Below are 17,032 nucleotides of genomic sequence, written 5' to 3'. Positions count from 1 at the left end.
ACAAGAATTGAAGATTATGAACATTGAACTGACAAAGACACAACGGCTGCTGCTTTGCGGCGGTCTGATAGGCTTGGCGTCGCTGATGCTGCAAGCCTGCGAGACGGTAATGAAAGAAAACGAAGACATCCGCGAGAAGATTTGCGGCAACTGGCAGAGCGTGGAGGGCAAGCCCGACATATTGGTGTACAAGGAGGGCGCACTTTACAAGGTGACGCTGTTCCGCAGGGCGGGCGTCCACCGGAAACTGAAGCCGGAGACCTACCTGCTGCAAAGGGAGGCGGACGGTAACCTCTACCTGAACACGGGCTTCCGCATCGACGTGGCATACAACGAGGAAACGGACATCCTGTCCTTTTCGCCTAACGGCGACTATATCCGGGTGAACACGGATGAAACAGCCAATGGCGAAAAGAAGAAAGAACAATAAGAATGTACCACTAAATCCAATGTGAATATGAGACAAAAACTGAAAATGCCATTGGTGGCAGCCTGCCTGTGCCTTGCAGGTGCAGGCACGGCAAACGCCCAATGGGTGGTGTCCGACCCGACGAACCTCGCGCAGAGCATCATCAACTCCGCCAAGGAGATGGTGGAAACGGCGGGCACGAAAGCCAACACGCTCAACGGCTTCTTGGAAACCAAGAAAGTGTTTGAGCAGGGAAAGAAGTATTACGACGCGCTGAAATCCGTACATGACGTGGTGAAGGGCGGCGTGAAGGTGTCGAAAAGCATCGGGTTGGTGATGGAAATATCAGAAATCTATGTGGATAACTACCAGAAGATGCTCTCTGATGAGAACTACACGCCGGAAGAGCTTGCCGCCATATCGTCGGGCTACACCATGCTGATAGACGAGAGTTCGGACGTGCTGCAAGACCTGAAGAACGTGGTGAACGTGACGGGGATGTCGCTCACGGACGCGGAACGGCTGGCGATTATCGACAACGCCTACCGCAGCCTGATGAACTACCGCAACCTCGTGCGCTACTACACGAACAAGACCATATCGGTGTCCTACCTCCGGGCAAGGAAGAAGAACGACATGGACCGGGTGATAGGACTCTACGGAAACCCCAACGAAAAATACTGGTAAGTTATGGGAGAGTTCGACAACCTTCACCAGATACTCCTTTCGCTCTACGACGAGATGATGCCGCTGTGCGCGGACATGACGGGCGTGGCGAAAGGGCTTGCCGGGCTGGGCGCGTTGTTCTACGTGGCGGTGCGCGTGTGGCAGTCGCTCGCCCGCGCCGAGGCGATAGACGTGTACCCGCTGCTCCGCCCGTTTGCGCTCGGTTTGTGCATCCTGTTCTTCCCGACCATCGTGTTGGGTACGATGAACAGCGTGTTAAGCCCCATCGTGCAGGGCGTACACGGCATCCTCGAAGAACAGACCTTCGACATGAACGAGTACCGGGAGCAGAAAGACAAACTGGAATACGAGGCGATGATGCGCAACCCGGAGACCGCCTACCTCGCCAGTGATGAGGAATTTGACCGCCAGTTGGACGAGCTGGGCTGGTCGCCCTCGGACTTGGTGACGATGACGGGGATGTACATGGACCGGGCGGCGTACAACATCAAGAAGACGGTGCGTGACTGGTTCCGGGAACTGCTGGAACTGATGTTCGCCGCAGCCGCGCTCATCATCGACACGCTCAGGACGTTCTTCCTCGTGGTGCTGAGCATCCTGGGACCGGTAGCCTTCGCCTTTGCCGTATGGGACGGCTTCCACTCGACGCTCTCGGCGTGGTTCAGCCGCTACATACAGATTTACCTGTGGCTTCCCGTGTCGGATTTGTTCAGCACCATACTGGCGAAGATACAGATTCTGATGTTGCAGAACGACATACAAGCGATGCAGACCGACCCGAACTTCTCGGTGGAGGCGAGCAACGGGGTGTACATCGTGTTCCTCATCATCGGCATCGTGGGCTACTTCACCATCCCGACGGTGGCAGGCTGGATCATCCAAGCAGGTGGCGGCATAGGCAGCTACAACAAGAACATCAACACCGCCGGGGCTTTGGGCGGCAGCGTGGCGGGAGCCGCCGCAGGAAACGTGGCAGGCCGCGCGGGCAAGCTCATCAAGGGAACGGCGGGAAAGCTGTTCCGAAGATAGGCATTCCGGACAATCCGTTTCCGTGAGTTGCCCGACCCTTAAAAACGGATTATTGAACAATTAAAAGACGAAAAGAAGAAAATGGAATTCAAATCACTCAAGAACATCGAGACGAGTTTCCGGCAGATACGTCTGTTCGGCATCGTCTATACGGCGGCCTGCGCCCTCGTGGTGGTCTGCTCGGTGGTGTGCGCCTTCCGCTTCGCCGAGGCGCAACGGCAGAAGATATACGTCCTCGATGGAGGCAAGAGTCTTATGCTCGCGCTCTCGCAGGACCTGTCGCAGAACCGCCCGGCGGAAGCCAGGGAACACGTGCGCCGCTTCCACGAACTGTTTTTCACCCTCTCGCCGGAGAAAAGCGCGATAGAGCACAACGTGAAACGCGCCCTGCTCTTGGCAGACAAGAGCGCGTACAACTATTACGCCGACTTCGCCGAAAAGGGCTTCTACAACCGCATCATCGCCGGGAACATCAACCAAGTGTTGCAGGTGGACAGCGTGGTGTGCAATTTCGACCGCTATCCCTACGAGGCGCGGACATACGCCCGTCAGATGATTATCCGCGAGAGCAACGTGACGGAACGGACATTAGTAACCGCCTGCCGCCTGCTCAACGCGAGCCGCTCGGACGACAACCCAAACGGCTTCACCATCGAGGGCTTCACGGTATTGGAGAACAAGGACATCCGGACGATTGAAAGATAATGCGTATGGGAAAGATGAAAAATCTCATTGAAAAGTGGACCACCGGGCTGAAAGGTTGGTTACGCAATAGGCTGGACGCCCTGCCGCCCAAAGCACGGCTTAGGATAGTCCTTGCGGCATTTGCCGTGTTCGCCTCGCTCTGTCTCTACATGACTGCCGCCGCAATCATCGGCTTCGGCAAAGGGGAAGAGGCATTGGAGATACGGCACATCGAGAAGTTAGAAATATATAATAAGGTGTATCACTCAAATTTGAATCCACAATGAAATTATCAGATTGGATATGGGAAAAGATGGAAAACTTGCAGGATGCCGGATTCCGATGGAAACCGACCTTGAAGTTCTGCCATCAGGTGCTTCGCTTGGATTACAATGCCATTGCCGATTCCATCGTAAGGAACGGGCATCGCCCGGCAATTACGGAAGAGCAGGCAAAAATACTCTGGGATTACCGTTTCTTCCGGAATCTGGACCAGACGGAACGCAGCGGCTGGCACAAGGTTATGGATGTACTGCAACAAACCGATTGGGGCAAACAGCAGGTCTGGTTGTTGTCCGGATTGAAAATGGGGAATGAAACACTTCCCCAAAAACTGAATGCCATGTACACGCTGCTTTGTAGTGCCCATACGGGTAAAAGCCATACCCTATGTCCTCTGCCCAATCCGGAAGAAGTGGCTACCGCCCATAAGCTGGTAGGGTATTGCATGAAGGACGAGGAACTCGACTACTTGAAGCGGCTTGCCCTGCATGGGGAATATCCGGGAGACCTGACCGCCATCAGGCATGGTCTGATGGATATGTACCAAAAGATAGAGGACCTCGAATGGGAACGGGCCAAGGAAATGCGTGCGGACAATCACTGGTCGGCGGACTCCATCGATGCGGCCATCCAGGAGGAAAAAGGACGGATTATGCGCAGTGCCTCCGATTTGTACGAGCAGAAAGTGCAGGGCAAGTTCCCGGACGACTATCGGAAAGCCCTGCACCGGGAACGGATGGTGCTTCATGGACTCTCTCAAAAGGGATGGGACGGGCAGACAAAAATTCCGAAACCTCTGTTGGTCAAGTATGGGTTGGCGGAATCATTCGGAAAAATAAGCGATGCGTTGATGGATTACATTATCCGTTGTGACATGGGAGACGATACTTATCCCAAGCATATGGTAGGGCATCATAACCGCATCATCAAAGAACAGTCCCGGATAGGATTGGAACGCTTGGAACACAGGTTGTTTCCGGATAAAAACAAACCAAAGCTCCATCCGGCTTCTTTGGGTACGCATAAAATGCCCATTCGCTTACAGAATCAGGTAAGCAAAGAGAATAAAGGTATAAAAATCAGACTTTGACAAGCTAATTGAACTGATGATGGAAACAAAAGAACAGAAGAATGAATCAAGAACAAAAGAGAAAAAGCCGCTGACGGAACAACAGCGTCAGCAAAGGCAGAAGATGCTGGTCTATCCGCTGATGGTGCTGCTGTTCGCCGGGTGTATGTGGCTCATCTTCGCGCCGTCCTCCGAGGACAAGGAGAAAGAACGGCAGGGACAGGGATTCAACACGGACATGCCCATGCCCGAAGACTCCAAAATCATCGGGGACAAGGCGAAAGCCTACGAGCAGCAGGATTTGGAAAACAAGCGGAAGGAACGCCGGGGCATGGTGGGCGACCTCTCCGCGTTCTGGAACGACAGCGACGGTGACACGCCAACGGACGATGCCGACACTTCGGACGATTACCGCCTGACACGGACGGAAACGACCGACGGGGAAACGGCGGACGAAAGACAGGCGGGCATCCGCACTTCCGCTGCCGCCTACCAACGGCTGAACACCTCGCTGGGCACGTTCTACGAGCCGCCGAAGGAGGACACGGAAAAGGAGGAACTCCGGGAGCGCATCGACGAACTGGAAGCCATGCTGGTGGCGCAGGATAGCAAGCCTTCCACGATGGAGGAACAGGTCGCCCTGTTGGAAAAGTCCTATGAGCTGGCGGCGAAGTACCAGAATGACAACAATGCCGGACAAGCCGCACAGCCCGATGAAACGGGAGGTTCTGTGAGTACAGGCGAAAAGAGCATGAAGGCAGAACCCGTAAGCGATGTAAGGCGGACGGTGGTGTCCGCCCTGCCGCAGCCCATGACAGACTCGGCGTTCATCGCGGACTATTCGGGGGAACGCAACTACGGCTTCCACACCGCCATCGGTGCGGAGGAAACGACGGGGAAGAACACCATCGCCGCCTGTGTGCAGGGCGACCAGACGCTGACGGACGGGCAGACGGTGAAGCTCCGGCTGCTGGAGCCGATGCGCGTGTCGGGGCGCGTCATCCCCCGGAACACGCTCCTTGTGGGCGCGGCACGGTTGCAGGGCGAAAGGCTCGGCATCGGCATCACCTCGCTGGAACACGGGGGAAACATCATCCCGGTAGAACTGGAGGTGTACGACAGCGACGGGCAGGCGGGCATCTTCATACCCGGCTCGATGGAGATAGACGCGGCAAAGGAAATCGGGGCGAACATGGGCAGCTCGCTCGGAAGCAGCATCAACATATCGACCGACGCGGGGGCGCAGCTCGCCTCCGACTTGGGGCGAGGGGCGATACAGGGCATCTCGCAGTACATCTCGAAAAGGATGCGCACGGTCAAGGTACATCTGAAGTCAGGGTACAGGGTATTGCTCTACCAAGAAAAGGAATGAACAGTCCAAAAACATAAAGGCAAAAAAAGAAAAAATAATCAACAAACTAATTTTTATTTACCACTAAATCCAACGTAAAATGAGTATCAAGAAAGTAATGACAATGTTTGCCCTGCTGATGGGCATCGCCTGTGCGAGCTACGCGCAGGGAGTGACGAACGACAGCACTGCCACCGCCAAGGAGGACGGGCTGGAACTGGTGAAGGACGTCTATCCGCAGACGGAGGAGGACGGCGACCTGTACCACGGTCTGACGAAAAAGCTGATGTTCGACCGCATGATACCGCCGCACGGCTTGGAAGTCACGTATGACAAGACCGTCCACATCCTGTTTCCGGCGGCGGTGCGCTACGTGGACTTGGGTTCGCCCAACCTGATAGCGGGCAAGGCGGACGGTGCGGAGAACGTCATCCGTGTGAAGGCGACGGTCAAGAATTTCCGCAACGAGACGAACATGAGCGTCATCACGGAGGACGGGTCATTTTACACATTTAATGTGAAATACGCCGATGAGCCGCTTATCCTGAACGTGGAAATGAAGGACTTTATCCACGACGGCAGCACGGTGAACCGACCGAACAACGCGCAGGAAATCTACCTGAAGGAACTGGGCAGCGAAAGCCCGATGCTGGTACACCTCATCATGAAGTCGCTGCACAAGGAGGACAAGCGCAAGGTGAAGCACATCGGCTGCAAGCGTTTCGGCATCCAGTACCTGCTGAAAGGGATTTATGTCCACAATGACCTGCTGTATTTCTACACGGAGATAAAGAACCAAAGCAATGTGCCGTTTGACGTGGACTACATCACGTTCAAGATTGTGGACAAGAAGGTGGCGAAGCGTACCGCCATGCAGGAACAGGTGCTGTTCCCGCTCCGCGCCTACAACTACGCCGTCCGTGTAGCCGGGAAGCGGTCCGAACGCACGGTGTTCTGCCTTCCGAAGTTCACCATCCCCGACGGCAAGCAGCTCGTGGTGGAGATGAACGAGAAGGACGGCGGACGCCACCAGACGTTTACCGTGGAGAACGAGGACTTGGTACAGGCTGAAACCATCAACGAACTGCGCGTGCGATGAAAGGAAAGGTACTGTTTATTGTAACGCTTCTGTTCGTCCTCCTGGCAGGACGGGCGGAAGCCCAACGGTGCCTGCCGAAGATGCGGGGCATCGAGTTGAGAGCCGGGCTGAACGAGGCGGACGGCTATGTGCTGGGAGCCATGCTTTCGAGCTACGCGAAAGGTGGGAACAAGTGGGTGTACGGGCTGGAATACCTGAAAACCAGCCACGGATACCGGAGTACGACCATCCCTGCGGCACAGTTCACGGCGGAGGGCGGTTACTACTACAACTTCCTCTCGGACGCGAAAAAGGTGGTGTTCTTCTACGCTGGCGCGTCAGCCCTTGCCGGGTACGAGACGGTGAACTGGGGCGGAAAGACGCTGTACGACGGGGCGAGGCTGAACAACAAGGACGCCTTTGTCTATGGCTGCGCCGCCACGCTGGAAATGGAGCTGTACCTCGTGGACTTCATTGCGCTGACGGCCTCGCTGCGTGAACGCTTCCTGTGGGGCGGCAGCATGGGCGTGTGCCACACGGAATACGGGATAGGCGTGAAGTTCATCATCAACTGAATGTGCGCCTATATGGATATAGAAGCGATGAAACGCTATCCGCTGGAGGACTTCCTTGCACGGCTGGGGCATCATCCCGTGCAAAGACGTGCCAACGCCATCTGGTACAGGTCGCCGTACCGGGAGGAACACACGCCTTCCTTCAAGGTAAACCCGGAAAAGAACCTCTGGTTTGATTTTGGCGAGGGCAAGGGCGGTAACATCTTCGCCCTTGCGGGGGAGTTCATCCAAAGCGGCGACTTCCTCACACAGGCGAGGTATGTGGCGGAGGTGGCGGACATGCCGTTGCAGGACTATGAGCAACGCCGCACCCCCGAAGTGCGGCAACCAGCCGGACACAGCTTCGAGGACGTGGAAGTGCTGCCCTTGCAGAGCCGGGCGTTACTCCATTACCTGCAAGAAAGGGGCATACCGTCCGCCATAGCCATCGCGAACTGCAAGGAGATGCGCTACTCCACGCACGGGAAACGGTATTTCGCCGTGGCTTTCGGCAACTGCGGTGGCGGCTACGAGATACGCAACCCGTTCTTCAAGGGCTGTGTGCCGCCAAAGGACGTCACCCTGCTGCCGTCAGGCTCTGCCGTTTGCAACGTGTACGAGGGCTTCGTGGACTACCTTTCCGCCCGTGCATTAGGCATCGGCGGCGGGGAGGACCACCTTGTCCTCAACTCGGTGTCCAATGTGGCGAGGGCGTACCGGCATCTGGACGGCTACGGAACGGTGCGGTGCCACCTTGACAACGACGAAGCCGGGCGGCGGACATTGGAAGCCCTGCGCACACGTTACGGCGAAAGGGTGTCGGACTGCTCCGGCATCTACGGCGGATGCAAGGACTTGAACGAGTATCTGCAAAGCCGTCTGAAACAAAACGAGAAGAACAACAAGAACATCAAACTTAAAATGTAACGGTTATGAACATGAACAAATTAAACAATACACGGAAAGTGAAAAGAAACATAGTAAAATCATTGGCAACCCTTTGTCTGGGGCTGCTCTCTGTATGCTTCACCGCCTGCGATGACGATTTGGACGTGACGCAAGCCTATCCGTTCACGGTGGAAGCCATGCCCGTGCCGAAGGAACTGGCGCAGGGCGAGACGGCGGAAATCCGTTGCGAACTGGTACGCGAGGGCGAGTTTGACGGGGCGGTCTATACCATCCGCTATTTCCAATACGACGGGGAGGGCACGTTGAAGCTGGATAACGGCTTGGTGTTGCAGCCCAACGACCGCTACCTGCTGGAGAACGAAAAATTCCGCCTATATTACACCTCGGAGTGCGACGAGTCGCAAAGCCTGACCATCACGGTGGAGGACAATTTCGGCAATGCCTGCGAGTGGGAATTGGAGTTCAACAACGACTCGGACGCGGAAACGGAGGGAGGCGTCGCTGTGTCTGACACCTTGAACGCCAGCCGATGATGCGCAAGGCGTTGCTCCTGCTGCTGGCGGCTGCCCTCTGTGGCAGCCTGCCGGCACAAGACACGGACAGCATGGCGGAACTGCTGGCATCGTTTAACAATCATCCCAAGGCTGACATCGCCGTTGAACTGATAAAAAAGTACGAGGGACTGCACGACCGTTCCGATTACCCCTACTACGGCTACGGGCATCGCAGGTTGCCCAACGAAAACCTTTCCTATGACATGACGGAGGCGGAAGCCGAAGCCCTGCTCCGCAAGGATTTGGCGGTGCGCTACAAGCTGTTCCGCAAATTTGGTAAAGATGCCTTGCTTCTTACCGTATTAAGTTTCAATGTGGGTCAAGGGGTATTGCTTGGTCACGGCGGACACCCGAAAAGCAAACTCATCCGCAAGCTGGAAGCCGGGAATCGAGACATTTACCGTGAATATATCGCTTACTGCCGGTACAAAGGAAAGCAGCACGCCATGCTATTCAATCGAAGAAAAACAGAATTTGCGTTGCTATATATTCCGTGATATGATTAAAATTCCTTGCGGTAAATAATTTCGCAAGGAATTTTTGCTTCCAATACAAATAAACATATTATCTTTACAAATAAATTTTCGAAAAATGAAAGAGCCGAAAGAAATCTATTATTTACCTGTAGAACAGTTATCTGATGATGTTATTCAATATATTGAAAAAGTTTTTGAGTTATTAGATGCTGTAAAAAATGATTGCAATAGCAATAATTTTTCTCGCCGATTTACTTTCATAAGAGATGAGAAAGCTATTAGTGATGTTGCGGAAATTAAAAAAGATAATAATAAATTAAATCATATATATATCAACGAAAATTTCTGTCAGTATTTATGGTCTGTTTGTGTCTATCTTATCGCATATTTTGAAAATGTTATACATATCCCTATGATGGATGCTGTTGGTATTAATAAAAATGGATATAAGCCCAATATGATAGATGTAGAATATGGCAATGATTGTTTTTTCAGAGGACGGCAATTATTACATAACTTTAATAGAGATGCATATTGGGTTACTCCAAATATCTGTAATCCGCAGCAATTTGAAAATATTATAAGCCATGCGAATGATGTCTATTGTGCTGCAATAGCATTTATATATGCTCACGAGTTTTCACATAATTATTTGGGGCATACACAAATACAGCAAACGCTTTCTCGTTCAATAAATGATGAAATTGCAGCAGATGATATGGCAATTAGCTTTATTCAAACTGAATATAACTCTGCATGGGGAAGAACCTATAAGGCAGGAATTGCAACTACATTAGCAGCCCTTTTATTAATGGGAGAGGATTCTATTTCTGGTGGTGGAACCCATCCAGATATGGATGTTCGAATAGAAAATTTGGTTACTAAACTGGAATTGCACGAAATGGATCTTCTTTGGGGCTATTTAGGGGTTGCTTTAAGATTATGGCTTCTTGTTTTTGATGGCTTATCCATCAAAGAGGATATGCAGCAACCGGGGTTTGGTTCATACAAAGAGATATATTTATATTATATAGAAAAATTAAAGATTGTCAGGCAACAACGTTATCCTACAATTATCAAACCAGACTGGGATATATAATTAATGACTTCATTGGATTTTTCCATCTTATCGAAGATGGGGGCAACGGTTTCTTTGCTACTTTCTTATCCGCCGACCTGCTCATGAAAGAAAGTAGCGGGCGGCAAGCCTGCCGCCCGATTTTACCGCTTTATCCTTTGCAGCACACGCTCAAGTGTGCGCTCGGCAATGGGGCGTGTGTCCTTGTTCCAAAGGTTATACCCGTGTACGGATATTCCCACGCTCCGCAAATCTCGGATATAACCGGACGCTTCATCTTGCGTGGGCAGGTAAACGAACTGCACCCATGCGTCCCTGCCGTCTGTCAGTATGAAATAGTATTTCATTTCGCTTGTTTTTTCAGTTGTTACGAATGGAGTGTGGGCGGTGTTTCCACCGCCACGCACTCAAAATTCCTTTATGTCGGCGATAGCCGTGCAGCGTGTGAGCCATTCCTTTACGCAGGGCATGTTGTATTCGGAAGTGATGACTGCCGTATGCCCGTTTATCTGCGTAAACCTCGTACTTTCATAGTCCTCCACCCATCCTTTGAGGCTGTCCGTTCCCCATGCGTCCGCATCGGCGAACATATTGTCCAAAACCTTGATAGGGTCGCTGAACGTCACTATCAGCGTTTCATATCCTGCGCTCATCGTCTGCCCTCCTTCGCTTTAATCCATTCGTCACGCAACCGCCTGCACTCGTCCAATGTGGGTTTCACGCAGGAGAACAGTTCTCCCGTTGTGGTGTCCCGATAGTCATATTGGTACATCGTGCGGACTTTGCGCCCGATTTTCAGTTGGAATTTCTCGTATTTCTCACCTGCCGTGCAGGTGCTTACTCCGTTAATAGTCATTCTTGTTGTCATAGCCTTATCAATTAAAATTCAACAATCAGTAATCTGTTCTCCAAACATTGGTCGGGGTCGGATGCCTTTTTCTGTGTCACCCACAGATGGTGTGCGCCATACCCGAATGCGAAAAGGGCGTTGAAAAGTTTCTTTCGGGCGAACACCTCCATTACCCCCCTTACATCCTGCTCGTCCTTTGTCAGTACAAGCGTGTTCAACAATTCGATGAACATTTCAGGCAGTTTCTCGTGCCACCCGAAAATCATGTTTTCTATTCTCACTTCCATATCAATAAGTATTAAGTTGTTAAACGATTACGCTGCTTCTTTCATCCGTTTCCGTATCTGCTCGGCATTGTCCTCCACCAATTTGATGATGCGGTCGTGGTATTCGGTGTTGGAGTTGCATACGCCACGGCTCTGCACCACTTTTAATGTCCGCAAGTCCACCTCCACTGTCTCGATGCGTCGCTCGTCTATCCGTGCGGAAAGTATCAGGGAGTTCTCATTGTTGTAGTAGGCGTTGGCATAGACGCAATGGTGCATGGCTTTCCCCTCCTCGTAGAACTCGTCCACGCTTTGCAGCACCTTGACGATGATTAGACCGTCCGTCAGTACAAGGTTGAGGAATGCGGCTTTCTTTCGGATATACTCGTCTTTCTCTTTCGCCATTTCTTCCAGACGCTTCCGCTCACGCTCCAACCGCTCGGCTTCCCACTCCCTGTGTTGCTGCTGCCGTTCACGCTCCAATTGGACTTGCCGTTTCCCCATATACAGGTCGTGAGCCGCCTTGAAATCGGGCGGGCATATGAAACGGGGGTTGCGCAAATCTTTTCCCAATCTCTCTAAGAGATATACGAGGTCGCACCACAATGAGATGTCGGTTATGGCATATTTATTCCGCATGGCTATCTTGTACGAGTTCCAACATCTGTCAAGTACCTGCGGACGGGAGAGGAAATAGCGCAAGTGTTCGATGTTGCCCGACTTCAGCAATGTTTCCGCACGGCTGTCCGAAAGGATAGCCTTGAAGAAGTCGTAAGGCAGTATGCCGTGCAGGTTGCCGTCAAAGCCATTTCGCTTAATTTCGGGGATAATCCGTCGGCGTGGATAGGTGCATATCGGGTCAATGTCATACACCTTATGCTGGTTGTTCCTGCGGATTTCCATCGGGCTGTCCTCGTTCCACAAGTCGTAGTAGAGAAGTGAAAAGCCACGCAACCTTGCCACTGTCTCGGACTTGCCGTCAGGAGCAATCCACCGCTGTGCCACCTCAAAGATGGAATACTCCGCCTTTTGCCCGACTTTCTGACGGCTCCTGACGAAAAAGAAACGTATTACCTGGTAGCCTTTGCAGGTGGTGATGATGGAGAAATACTCGTTGTCCACGAACACCCTCTTTCGGGTGTCCGTGATTTCCAATGCCGTGCCGCAGTTCGGGCAGGTGCATCCGCAAAGCGTGTCGGCAAGGCTGTGTCCGCTTTTCCATGCGTGTCCGCACTCCGTGCAGGTAATGACGCCTTTTGCAGTCCGCCTGCCGTAGTGCTTGAAACAATGGTGGAAAGCGTAGGTTCTCTGTGCGTTTGTCAGTTCGGGCAGGGTTGCGCTCAGACGGATGACTTCTTTCTGTATGGGTGTCTTGGGTTTCATAGGTTCAGAATAATGAAAGTTCAACTTGTTGTGCGTTTGTCTTTTGGTTCGCCTTAGCCTTGTTCCGGTTTTGCATCTTGCGCAGTTCCTCGTCTTGGTATTGGCGGATGGCTCTCTGCCTTGCTTCCGCCTTTTCCTCGTCCGTCAGTTCAACTCCGCATACCATGACTTGGCACGGGATTGGTTTGCCGATGTCGATGTCGTCCTCGTCAAAATAGTGTACCGCTTGCGACAAGACTTCCCCTGCGGTAACGCCTATGCCGTTGCCTCCATTGCATTGGCTTTTCGCCCAATGCAACAAATAGGTGATGCAATCGTCCATGTTCTTGTTCGGCTTGCTGTAACTTGCTGCAAACAGCTTGTCCTCCGCCGCACGGCTGTCCAAATAGGCTTGGATGGTCCGCTTGAAATGGTCTGTTCCGTTCATATCTGTATGTATTTTAGTTATTTGAAAAATTCTCCGTTGGATAAAAACTCGTATTCGTTGGCTTCGCAATCACGCTCAAAGGCTTCCTCGTTGCTAGCATATTCCACATCATCCCTGCAAAAGCGGAAAAAGCTGTCGATGCAGTCATTCATCAAGTCATACAAGTTCGTATGCTTGTCGGGGACTTTCAGAAAGTCGTATATGGGTTTCAGTATGTCCATGTCCGCACAATAACCCGTCAGCACACAATCATTGGTTACGGATATCCGACTTCTGCGCTGTTTGTGGAAGTCCTTTTTGTGCCAATAGGTCTTGGGCTTGAAAAGGTTGTGCCAATAGTTGTTCACGATGAATTTCAGCAACCGCACACCGCACAGTTCTTCCTCTTCCCCGCTGTAATTTGAGATGAATTGGAAATTATAGGTACAGGCATCATAATTCCACCTGCTTACCTTTACCTTGAAAATCTCCTCAAAGGCTTTCAACGTTGCCCTGTTGTCGGATGCGTCATATTCAAAGCCTTTCAACCACTTCCAATAGGCGTTCTCTTTCGCCTTGTCCGAAAGCTCGTCCACCTTGTAAACTTCGTATTTCCTCGTTTCCGTTCTCATAACTTTGCTCTATTGTTCGTCCAACATATTGTGATAAAACAACTCGTCATCCCGTCCGTAGATTTCCATCGTAGGGTTGTTGTCGTTTTCCGCAGGGGACAGTCCTTCCACCGTTTCGGGGTTCAATTCGTAGTCGCAATAGATGACGTTCTCGTCCATACCGATATGGCTGTTCACGTCTTTATCTTCCCATGAAAGAATGATGGATTTGGCTTCTTCATAGCTGTTCGCTTTGATGGAGAAGCGGGTACGTTCCCAGCAAGTTACCTTGCAATCCATATAAAAGTCAAAAGTTTCCATTGTCTGTAATTTAAGATGGTTATACGGTTTTCTGTAAAATCTCTATGTGGTATTGGGGCGGGCATTCCAAGATGAGAAAGGCGATGAAGTCCTTTCTTGCCTCCTTGTTCAACTCGTGGTACAACCTCCTGAATGAGGAAAAGTTACCGTTGATGCACACCTCTACCATATACTCGAAGATGTTGTCCACCTCGTAATACCTGCATTGTTGTGCCACTGTCTTGCTGTGTCTTTTCGCCATATCCGTATGAATTAAAGGGTTAATAACCAAATGAAAATTCCGATAGCTGCCACTACTGAAAGCAGGGCGGTGAGGATGCCGAACATGAAGTTCAACATACCCAGCAGGATTTCCCCTGCGATGCCCACCGCCAAACCTCCTGCGCAAAGGGTAATGCCCCATGCTGCTCTCACCATTGCGGACAATACGCTCCGCATAGCCTTTCCGATGTCGTTCAATGTCATTCTCATATCTTCCAATTTTTAGATTGTTGTTACTTGTCTTGCTCGGATGGGGAGGTCGGGTCGAGTCCTTTTTCTTTTCGCCTCTCCGTATGTCCGATGTCTCCTTGTGACGTCTTCCGACCGCGCACCGGTCGTTTTCGTTTCAGGGGAAAAAGCAAAGGTCAGGGGAGTAGGTTCAGCAAATTTTTTCGACAGAATACTACCTGAGCCTGCGAAGTGTGGAGATTGTGGCTAAAAAATTTGTGTTCCTAATCCCGTCTTTACCTTTGCCCCTGCAACGAAAATGACCACTGATGCCGTCTGGAATGGCGGCATGGGGACATTGGCATACACTTGGAGAGACGGAAAGGAAAAGGGGGAAGTATGTGAAATGGCGCAACGCGCCACAGGAAAATCGAAAGGGCGGCGCAACTGACAAGGGAAAGCCTCGCTTTCCTGCCGCCGTGACGGAAGTCCCGTGACCGTCATTGTCATGCGGGCATGGCTTGCGGTCGCGGGTGTTCCTCCGGCGGCATCTGTCTGAAAATGGTCTTGCCTGCCATTGCTCCGATTGGCAACGGCAGGGCAAGACGGTTGGAAGACAGGCCACACATGACAGCCGGGAATAGTCGCAGGAGCAGATTCACGCTTGCCGTGTCCTGCATCCGGCGGCATTTCCGGCTGACAACGGAAACGAAAAAAGAAAAACGAATAAGACGGTCTTGGCCGTTCAGCACAAGCACATAAAAGAAGTGTCCGCGACGATGGCAGTGTCACTGGTGACATTGTGGTCGTCGTGGGCTTTTCTTTGCTTGTGCTGCTTCTGAAATGGGCTTGCGCACATCAAGCCGGAAGCCGTTTTCAGAACAGGAAAAATGATGGAGGATAAAATTTGCGGGCGAAATAAAATTGCGGGAAATTTTGCAAAGACGGGGACTGTTTTGTACCTTTGCAAAAAGTAAGGACGTTCTTTCGCTTGATGCAAAATGAGGCAGATTATAGAAGTTCGCTGGTTTCTAAACCGTTAACAAGTCTGTTTTGTTTCTCTGTTAATTATCTCATAGCTTGAAAGATACAATTTTTATTGTGTCTTCTTTGATGATAGGTCAGGTTCTTCCTAATTCCGCAAATATCAGCGAGTTCCTTCAGATATGCGTTCATCTTCTGATTGCTCGGCATGGGCAGGGCACGGTGGTCGGGCTGTTTACCCTTGTACTTTTGCAGGATGCGCAGGGGAATGTCCAACAGGCGCACGTTGATGGGCACACCGGTCTTATGGCGCTTGGAGATAATCCAATAGTTGCCGTCCAGATACTTCTGGATATGTTCGTCTTTGAGCAGATATACGTCTATGTACGCCAACCCCGTCCAACAGGAAAATACAAAGACGTCGCGCACCCGTTGCAGGCGTTCCACTTCAATCTCCTTGTCCATAATGCTCTGGAGTTCGTCCATTGTCAGAAAGCCTTTGTCCACCTGAACGAAGGTGATGGGCTGCGTGAATGGGTTGAACTGGATAAGACCGGCGTTCCTTGCGCGGGTAACGGCTTTCTTGAACAGTTGCATCATCTTCGAGGTGGCGTTGTGGCCGACCTTCTTGTCCACACGCAGGAAGTTGCGGAAGCCGTTGATAAATTCCTCGTTGATTTCCGTCAATGGAATGTCTTTATACTTTTCTTTCCTGAACCTGAACTGAATGTATTCTTCCATACGGCGGTATGTCAGGTCGTATTTCTTGTAGGTGTTCTGTGAGAGCGACGTGCCCACTTCCTTCCGCTTTTCCTCGTTCATCTTCTTGAACACGGTCAGCAACGTGTTGGCTTTCGTTTCAATGCCCAGATAGATGTTCTTCAGCTTCAGCGGTGAAGGGTAGCGGTTGTTTTCGATTTCCTTTTCGTAGATGCGGGTAATGTCGGTCTTGATTTTCTCTATCTGCGTGCGCAAATACACCGCCGTCGCACTACGACCGACTACGCCACCGTCCTTCCACATCTTCTTATCCACCATTAACTGTGAGTTGAACTGTACCTGTTCGCTGTCAATGGTGATGCGAACCATGATAGGATATTGCTTGTCCTTTCCTTGTTCCCTTTTCCTTGCGTAACAAAGTACGCTGAATGTGTTCCGTTTCATGCGCTTTTAAGTTTTTTGTTGCAAAAATACTGTTTGACAATCACTTGACGCAATCCACAGGCGGACACTTGGCGGCTATGAAACAGACATTTGAGGGTCATTGTCGTGTATCCTCATGAAATGAATCGTAAACGTGCCGGTTGTTTCCTTTTTCTGCTCAGGATTTTAGGTTACGGCGTGTCGATAAAATTGAACGTAAACAACGACAAATCAACGACATATCTACGAAGTCGTAACCAAAATTCCCGTTTTTTTTCTTGGTTACGATTTGGTTACTCGATTTGTCCAATTTTCGACTTCCAACGGGGTATTCATCTGTCGTGGTATAACAAAAAAATATCCCCAAAGTTACTGACTTTGAGGATATTGTCTTCGACTTTCTTATTTCAGTCTTTTTTCGTAGGCGGTGCGTACGGGACTCGAACCCGTGACCCCATGCGTGACAGGCATGTATTCTA

The 17,032-nt window shown here is 51.2% G+C and carries 25 protein-coding genes; 13 read left to right on the top strand and 12 right to left on the bottom strand.

Going from position 1 to position 17,032, the window contains the following annotated elements; translation table 11 throughout:
* Positions 1 to 16: 16 nt before the first annotated feature.
* The 13 genes from KTR06_RS20455 to KTR06_RS20395 all read left to right on the top strand — a co-directional run bounded on the left by KTR06_RS20455 (position 17) and on the right by KTR06_RS20395 (position 10,181).
* Positions 17 to 430, top strand: a complete 414-nt coding sequence (locus KTR06_RS20455) for a DUF3876 domain-containing protein (protein ID WP_004322027.1) — start codon at positions 17 to 19, stop codon at positions 428 to 430.
* A gap of 27 nt (positions 431 to 457) precedes the next feature.
* Positions 458 to 1,096, top strand: coding sequence for a DUF4141 domain-containing protein (locus KTR06_RS20450; RefSeq protein ID WP_004322026.1), 639 nt, complete (start codon positions 458 to 460; stop codon positions 1,094 to 1,096).
* Between the two features lie 3 nt (positions 1,097 to 1,099).
* Positions 1,100 to 2,125 (top strand): conjugative transposon protein TraJ, encoded by a 1,026-nt coding sequence (gene traJ / locus KTR06_RS20445; protein ID WP_007841019.1) that lies wholly within the window; start codon positions 1,100 to 1,102, stop codon positions 2,123 to 2,125.
* 81 nt (positions 2,126 to 2,206) lie between these two features.
* Complete coding sequence (gene traK, locus KTR06_RS20440) at positions 2,207 to 2,830, top strand: conjugative transposon protein TraK (RefSeq protein WP_004322024.1); 624 nt, start codon at positions 2,207 to 2,209, stop codon at positions 2,828 to 2,830.
* Entirely contained in the window at positions 2,830 to 3,096 is a 267-nt protein-coding gene (locus KTR06_RS20435; protein WP_008761198.1) for a TraL conjugative transposon family protein, read from the top strand. The genes traK and KTR06_RS20435 overlap by 1 nt, the downstream gene beginning before the upstream one ends.
* Positions 3,093 to 4,181 carry a hypothetical protein gene (locus KTR06_RS20430; protein ID WP_004322022.1) on the top strand — a complete coding sequence of 363 codons (1,089 nt, stop codon included), beginning with the start codon at positions 3,093 to 3,095 and terminating at the stop codon, positions 4,179 to 4,181. Before KTR06_RS20435 ends, KTR06_RS20430 begins: the two co-directional genes overlap by 4 nt.
* Positions 4,182 to 4,200: 19 nt before the next feature.
* The gene (gene traM, locus KTR06_RS20425; RefSeq protein WP_004322021.1) at positions 4,201 to 5,532 is read left to right on the top strand and encodes a conjugative transposon protein TraM; all 1,332 of its coding nucleotides are present in this window, start codon (positions 4,201 to 4,203) and stop codon (positions 5,530 to 5,532) included.
* A gap of 79 nt (positions 5,533 to 5,611) precedes the next feature.
* Positions 5,612 to 6,610, top strand: a complete 999-nt coding sequence (gene traN / locus KTR06_RS20420) for a conjugative transposon protein TraN (RefSeq protein WP_004322020.1) — start codon at positions 5,612 to 5,614, stop codon at positions 6,608 to 6,610.
* The gene (locus KTR06_RS20415) at positions 6,607 to 7,164 is read left to right on the top strand and encodes a conjugal transfer protein TraO (RefSeq protein ID WP_004322018.1); all 558 of its coding nucleotides are present in this window, start codon (positions 6,607 to 6,609) and stop codon (positions 7,162 to 7,164) included. Before traN ends, KTR06_RS20415 begins: the two co-directional genes overlap by 4 nt.
* Before the next feature lie 12 nt (positions 7,165 to 7,176).
* On the top strand, positions 7,177 to 8,070 hold the full coding sequence (locus tag KTR06_RS20410) for a toprim domain-containing protein (protein WP_007841022.1): 894 nt from the start codon (positions 7,177 to 7,179) through the stop codon (positions 8,068 to 8,070).
* A gap of 5 nt (positions 8,071 to 8,075) precedes the next feature.
* Positions 8,076 to 8,585, top strand: coding sequence for a DUF3872 domain-containing protein (locus KTR06_RS20405; RefSeq protein ID WP_004322015.1), 510 nt, complete (start codon positions 8,076 to 8,078; stop codon positions 8,583 to 8,585).
* On the top strand, positions 8,582 to 9,103 hold the full coding sequence (locus tag KTR06_RS20400; RefSeq protein WP_004322014.1) for a glycoside hydrolase family protein: 522 nt from the start codon (positions 8,582 to 8,584) through the stop codon (positions 9,101 to 9,103). Before KTR06_RS20405 ends, KTR06_RS20400 begins: the two co-directional genes overlap by 4 nt.
* A gap of 94 nt (positions 9,104 to 9,197) precedes the next feature.
* Entirely contained in the window at positions 9,198 to 10,181 is a 984-nt protein-coding gene (locus tag KTR06_RS20395; protein ID WP_004322013.1) for a phage exclusion protein Lit family protein, read from the top strand.
* A 122-nt stretch (positions 10,182 to 10,303) separates the two neighbouring features.
* Here the strand turns inward: KTR06_RS20395 and KTR06_RS20390 are convergent, their stop codons facing one another.
* The 12 genes from KTR06_RS20390 to KTR06_RS20340 form a co-directional block, all read right to left on the bottom strand.
* The gene (locus KTR06_RS20390) at positions 10,304 to 10,507 is read right to left on the bottom strand and encodes a hypothetical protein (RefSeq protein ID WP_008156960.1); all 204 of its coding nucleotides are present in this window, start codon (positions 10,505 to 10,507) and stop codon (positions 10,304 to 10,306) included.
* Between the two features lie 60 nt (positions 10,508 to 10,567).
* Positions 10,568 to 10,813 carry a hypothetical protein gene (locus tag KTR06_RS20385; RefSeq protein WP_004322012.1) on the bottom strand — a complete coding sequence of 82 codons (246 nt, stop codon included), beginning with the start codon at positions 10,811 to 10,813 and terminating at the stop codon, positions 10,568 to 10,570.
* Positions 10,810 to 11,028: a DUF3873 family protein gene (locus KTR06_RS20380; protein WP_004322011.1), complete on the bottom strand. Its 219-nt coding sequence runs from the start codon at positions 11,026 to 11,028 to the stop codon at positions 10,810 to 10,812. Before KTR06_RS20380 ends, KTR06_RS20385 begins: the two co-directional genes overlap by 4 nt.
* Positions 11,029 to 11,039: 11 nt before the next feature.
* The gene (locus KTR06_RS20375) at positions 11,040 to 11,297 is read right to left on the bottom strand and encodes a hypothetical protein (RefSeq protein WP_004322010.1); all 258 of its coding nucleotides are present in this window, start codon (positions 11,295 to 11,297) and stop codon (positions 11,040 to 11,042) included.
* Between the two features lie 27 nt (positions 11,298 to 11,324).
* Positions 11,325 to 12,659, bottom strand: coding sequence for a PcfJ domain-containing protein (locus KTR06_RS20370; RefSeq protein WP_004322009.1), 1,335 nt, complete (start codon positions 12,657 to 12,659; stop codon positions 11,325 to 11,327).
* 4 nt (positions 12,660 to 12,663) lie between these two features.
* Entirely contained in the window at positions 12,664 to 13,086 is a 423-nt protein-coding gene (locus KTR06_RS20365) for a PcfK-like family protein (protein ID WP_004322008.1), read from the bottom strand.
* A 17-nt stretch (positions 13,087 to 13,103) separates the two neighbouring features.
* A complete protein-coding gene (locus tag KTR06_RS20360; protein WP_004322007.1) occupies positions 13,104 to 13,697 on the bottom strand; it encodes a hypothetical protein in 594 nt (197 codons plus the stop codon).
* A 9-nt stretch (positions 13,698 to 13,706) separates the two neighbouring features.
* Entirely contained in the window at positions 13,707 to 13,997 is a 291-nt protein-coding gene (locus tag KTR06_RS20355) for a hypothetical protein (RefSeq protein WP_004322006.1), read from the bottom strand.
* Positions 13,998 to 14,016: 19 nt separating this feature from the next.
* Positions 14,017 to 14,238 carry a hypothetical protein gene (locus KTR06_RS24565; protein WP_004322005.1) on the bottom strand — a complete coding sequence of 74 codons (222 nt, stop codon included), beginning with the start codon at positions 14,236 to 14,238 and terminating at the stop codon, positions 14,017 to 14,019.
* Positions 14,239 to 14,249: 11 nt separating this feature from the next.
* Positions 14,250 to 14,468, bottom strand: coding sequence for a hypothetical protein (locus KTR06_RS20350; protein ID WP_004322004.1), 219 nt, complete (start codon positions 14,466 to 14,468; stop codon positions 14,250 to 14,252).
* A 225-nt stretch (positions 14,469 to 14,693) separates the two neighbouring features.
* On the bottom strand, positions 14,694 to 15,227 hold the full coding sequence (locus tag KTR06_RS20345) for a hypothetical protein (protein WP_004322003.1): 534 nt from the start codon (positions 15,225 to 15,227) through the stop codon (positions 14,694 to 14,696).
* Positions 15,228 to 15,494: 267 nt separating this feature from the next.
* Positions 15,495 to 16,574 (bottom strand): site-specific integrase, encoded by a 1,080-nt coding sequence (locus KTR06_RS20340; RefSeq protein WP_217290761.1) that lies wholly within the window; start codon positions 16,572 to 16,574, stop codon positions 15,495 to 15,497.
* Positions 16,575 to 17,032 lie beyond the last annotated feature (458 nt).

This window comes from Bacteroides sp. MSK.20.12 (assembly GCF_019052435.1).
In the GTDB taxonomy this organism is placed as follows: Bacteria; Bacteroidota; Bacteroidia; order Bacteroidales; family Bacteroidaceae; genus Bacteroides; species Bacteroides xylanisolvens.
This window is presented reverse-complemented; position numbering and strand designations above follow the sequence as displayed.

Bases quoted from the DNA above. Each gene is read 5' to 3' on its own strand.
- traK (WP_004322024.1), top strand. From the start codon at position 2,207: ATGGAATTCAAATCACTCAAGAACATCGAGACGAGTTTCCGGCAGATA.
- KTR06_RS20455 (WP_004322027.1), top strand. From the start codon at position 17: ATGAACATTGAACTGACAAAGACACAACGGCTGCTGCTTTGCGGCGGT.
- KTR06_RS20390 (WP_008156960.1), bottom strand. From the start codon at position 10,507: ATGAAATACTATTTCATACTGACAGACGGCAGGGACGCATGGGTGCAG.
- KTR06_RS20400 (WP_004322014.1), top strand. From the start codon at position 8,582: ATGATGCGCAAGGCGTTGCTCCTGCTGCTGGCGGCTGCCCTCTGTGGC.
- traN (WP_004322020.1), top strand. From the start codon at position 5,612: ATGAGTATCAAGAAAGTAATGACAATGTTTGCCCTGCTGATGGGCATC.
- KTR06_RS24565 (WP_004322005.1), bottom strand. From the start codon at position 14,238: ATGGCGAAAAGACACAGCAAGACAGTGGCACAACAATGCAGGTATTAC.
- KTR06_RS20365 (WP_004322008.1), bottom strand. From the start codon at position 13,086: ATGAACGGAACAGACCATTTCAAGCGGACCATCCAAGCCTATTTGGAC.
- KTR06_RS20405 (WP_004322015.1), top strand. From the start codon at position 8,076: ATGAACATGAACAAATTAAACAATACACGGAAAGTGAAAAGAAACATA.
- traJ (WP_007841019.1), top strand. From the start codon at position 1,100: ATGGGAGAGTTCGACAACCTTCACCAGATACTCCTTTCGCTCTACGAC.
- KTR06_RS20375 (WP_004322010.1), bottom strand. From the start codon at position 11,297: ATGGAAGTGAGAATAGAAAACATGATTTTCGGGTGGCACGAGAAACTG.
- KTR06_RS20410 (WP_007841022.1), top strand. From the start codon at position 7,177: ATGGATATAGAAGCGATGAAACGCTATCCGCTGGAGGACTTCCTTGCA.
- KTR06_RS20350 (WP_004322004.1), bottom strand. From the start codon at position 14,468: ATGAGAATGACATTGAACGACATCGGAAAGGCTATGCGGAGCGTATTG.
- KTR06_RS20345 (WP_004322003.1), bottom strand. From the start codon at position 15,227: ATGTCACCAGTGACACTGCCATCGTCGCGGACACTTCTTTTATGTGCT.
- KTR06_RS20415 (WP_004322018.1), top strand. From the start codon at position 6,607: ATGAAAGGAAAGGTACTGTTTATTGTAACGCTTCTGTTCGTCCTCCTG.
- KTR06_RS20395 (WP_004322013.1), top strand. From the start codon at position 9,198: ATGAAAGAGCCGAAAGAAATCTATTATTTACCTGTAGAACAGTTATCT.
- KTR06_RS20355 (WP_004322006.1), bottom strand. From the start codon at position 13,997: ATGGAAACTTTTGACTTTTATATGGATTGCAAGGTAACTTGCTGGGAA.
- KTR06_RS20360 (WP_004322007.1), bottom strand. From the start codon at position 13,697: ATGAGAACGGAAACGAGGAAATACGAAGTTTACAAGGTGGACGAGCTT.
- traM (WP_004322021.1), top strand. From the start codon at position 4,201: ATGGAAACAAAAGAACAGAAGAATGAATCAAGAACAAAAGAGAAAAAG.
- KTR06_RS20370 (WP_004322009.1), bottom strand. From the start codon at position 12,659: ATGAAACCCAAGACACCCATACAGAAAGAAGTCATCCGTCTGAGCGCA.
- KTR06_RS20435 (WP_008761198.1), top strand. From the start codon at position 2,830: ATGCGTATGGGAAAGATGAAAAATCTCATTGAAAAGTGGACCACCGGG.
- KTR06_RS20450 (WP_004322026.1), top strand. From the start codon at position 458: ATGAGACAAAAACTGAAAATGCCATTGGTGGCAGCCTGCCTGTGCCTT.
- KTR06_RS20430 (WP_004322022.1), top strand. From the start codon at position 3,093: ATGAAATTATCAGATTGGATATGGGAAAAGATGGAAAACTTGCAGGAT.
- KTR06_RS20340 (WP_217290761.1), bottom strand. From the start codon at position 16,574: ATGAAACGGAACACATTCAGCGTACTTTGTTACGCAAGGAAAAGGGAA.
- KTR06_RS20380 (WP_004322011.1), bottom strand. From the start codon at position 11,028: ATGACAACAAGAATGACTATTAACGGAGTAAGCACCTGCACGGCAGGT.
- KTR06_RS20385 (WP_004322012.1), bottom strand. From the start codon at position 10,813: ATGAGCGCAGGATATGAAACGCTGATAGTGACGTTCAGCGACCCTATC.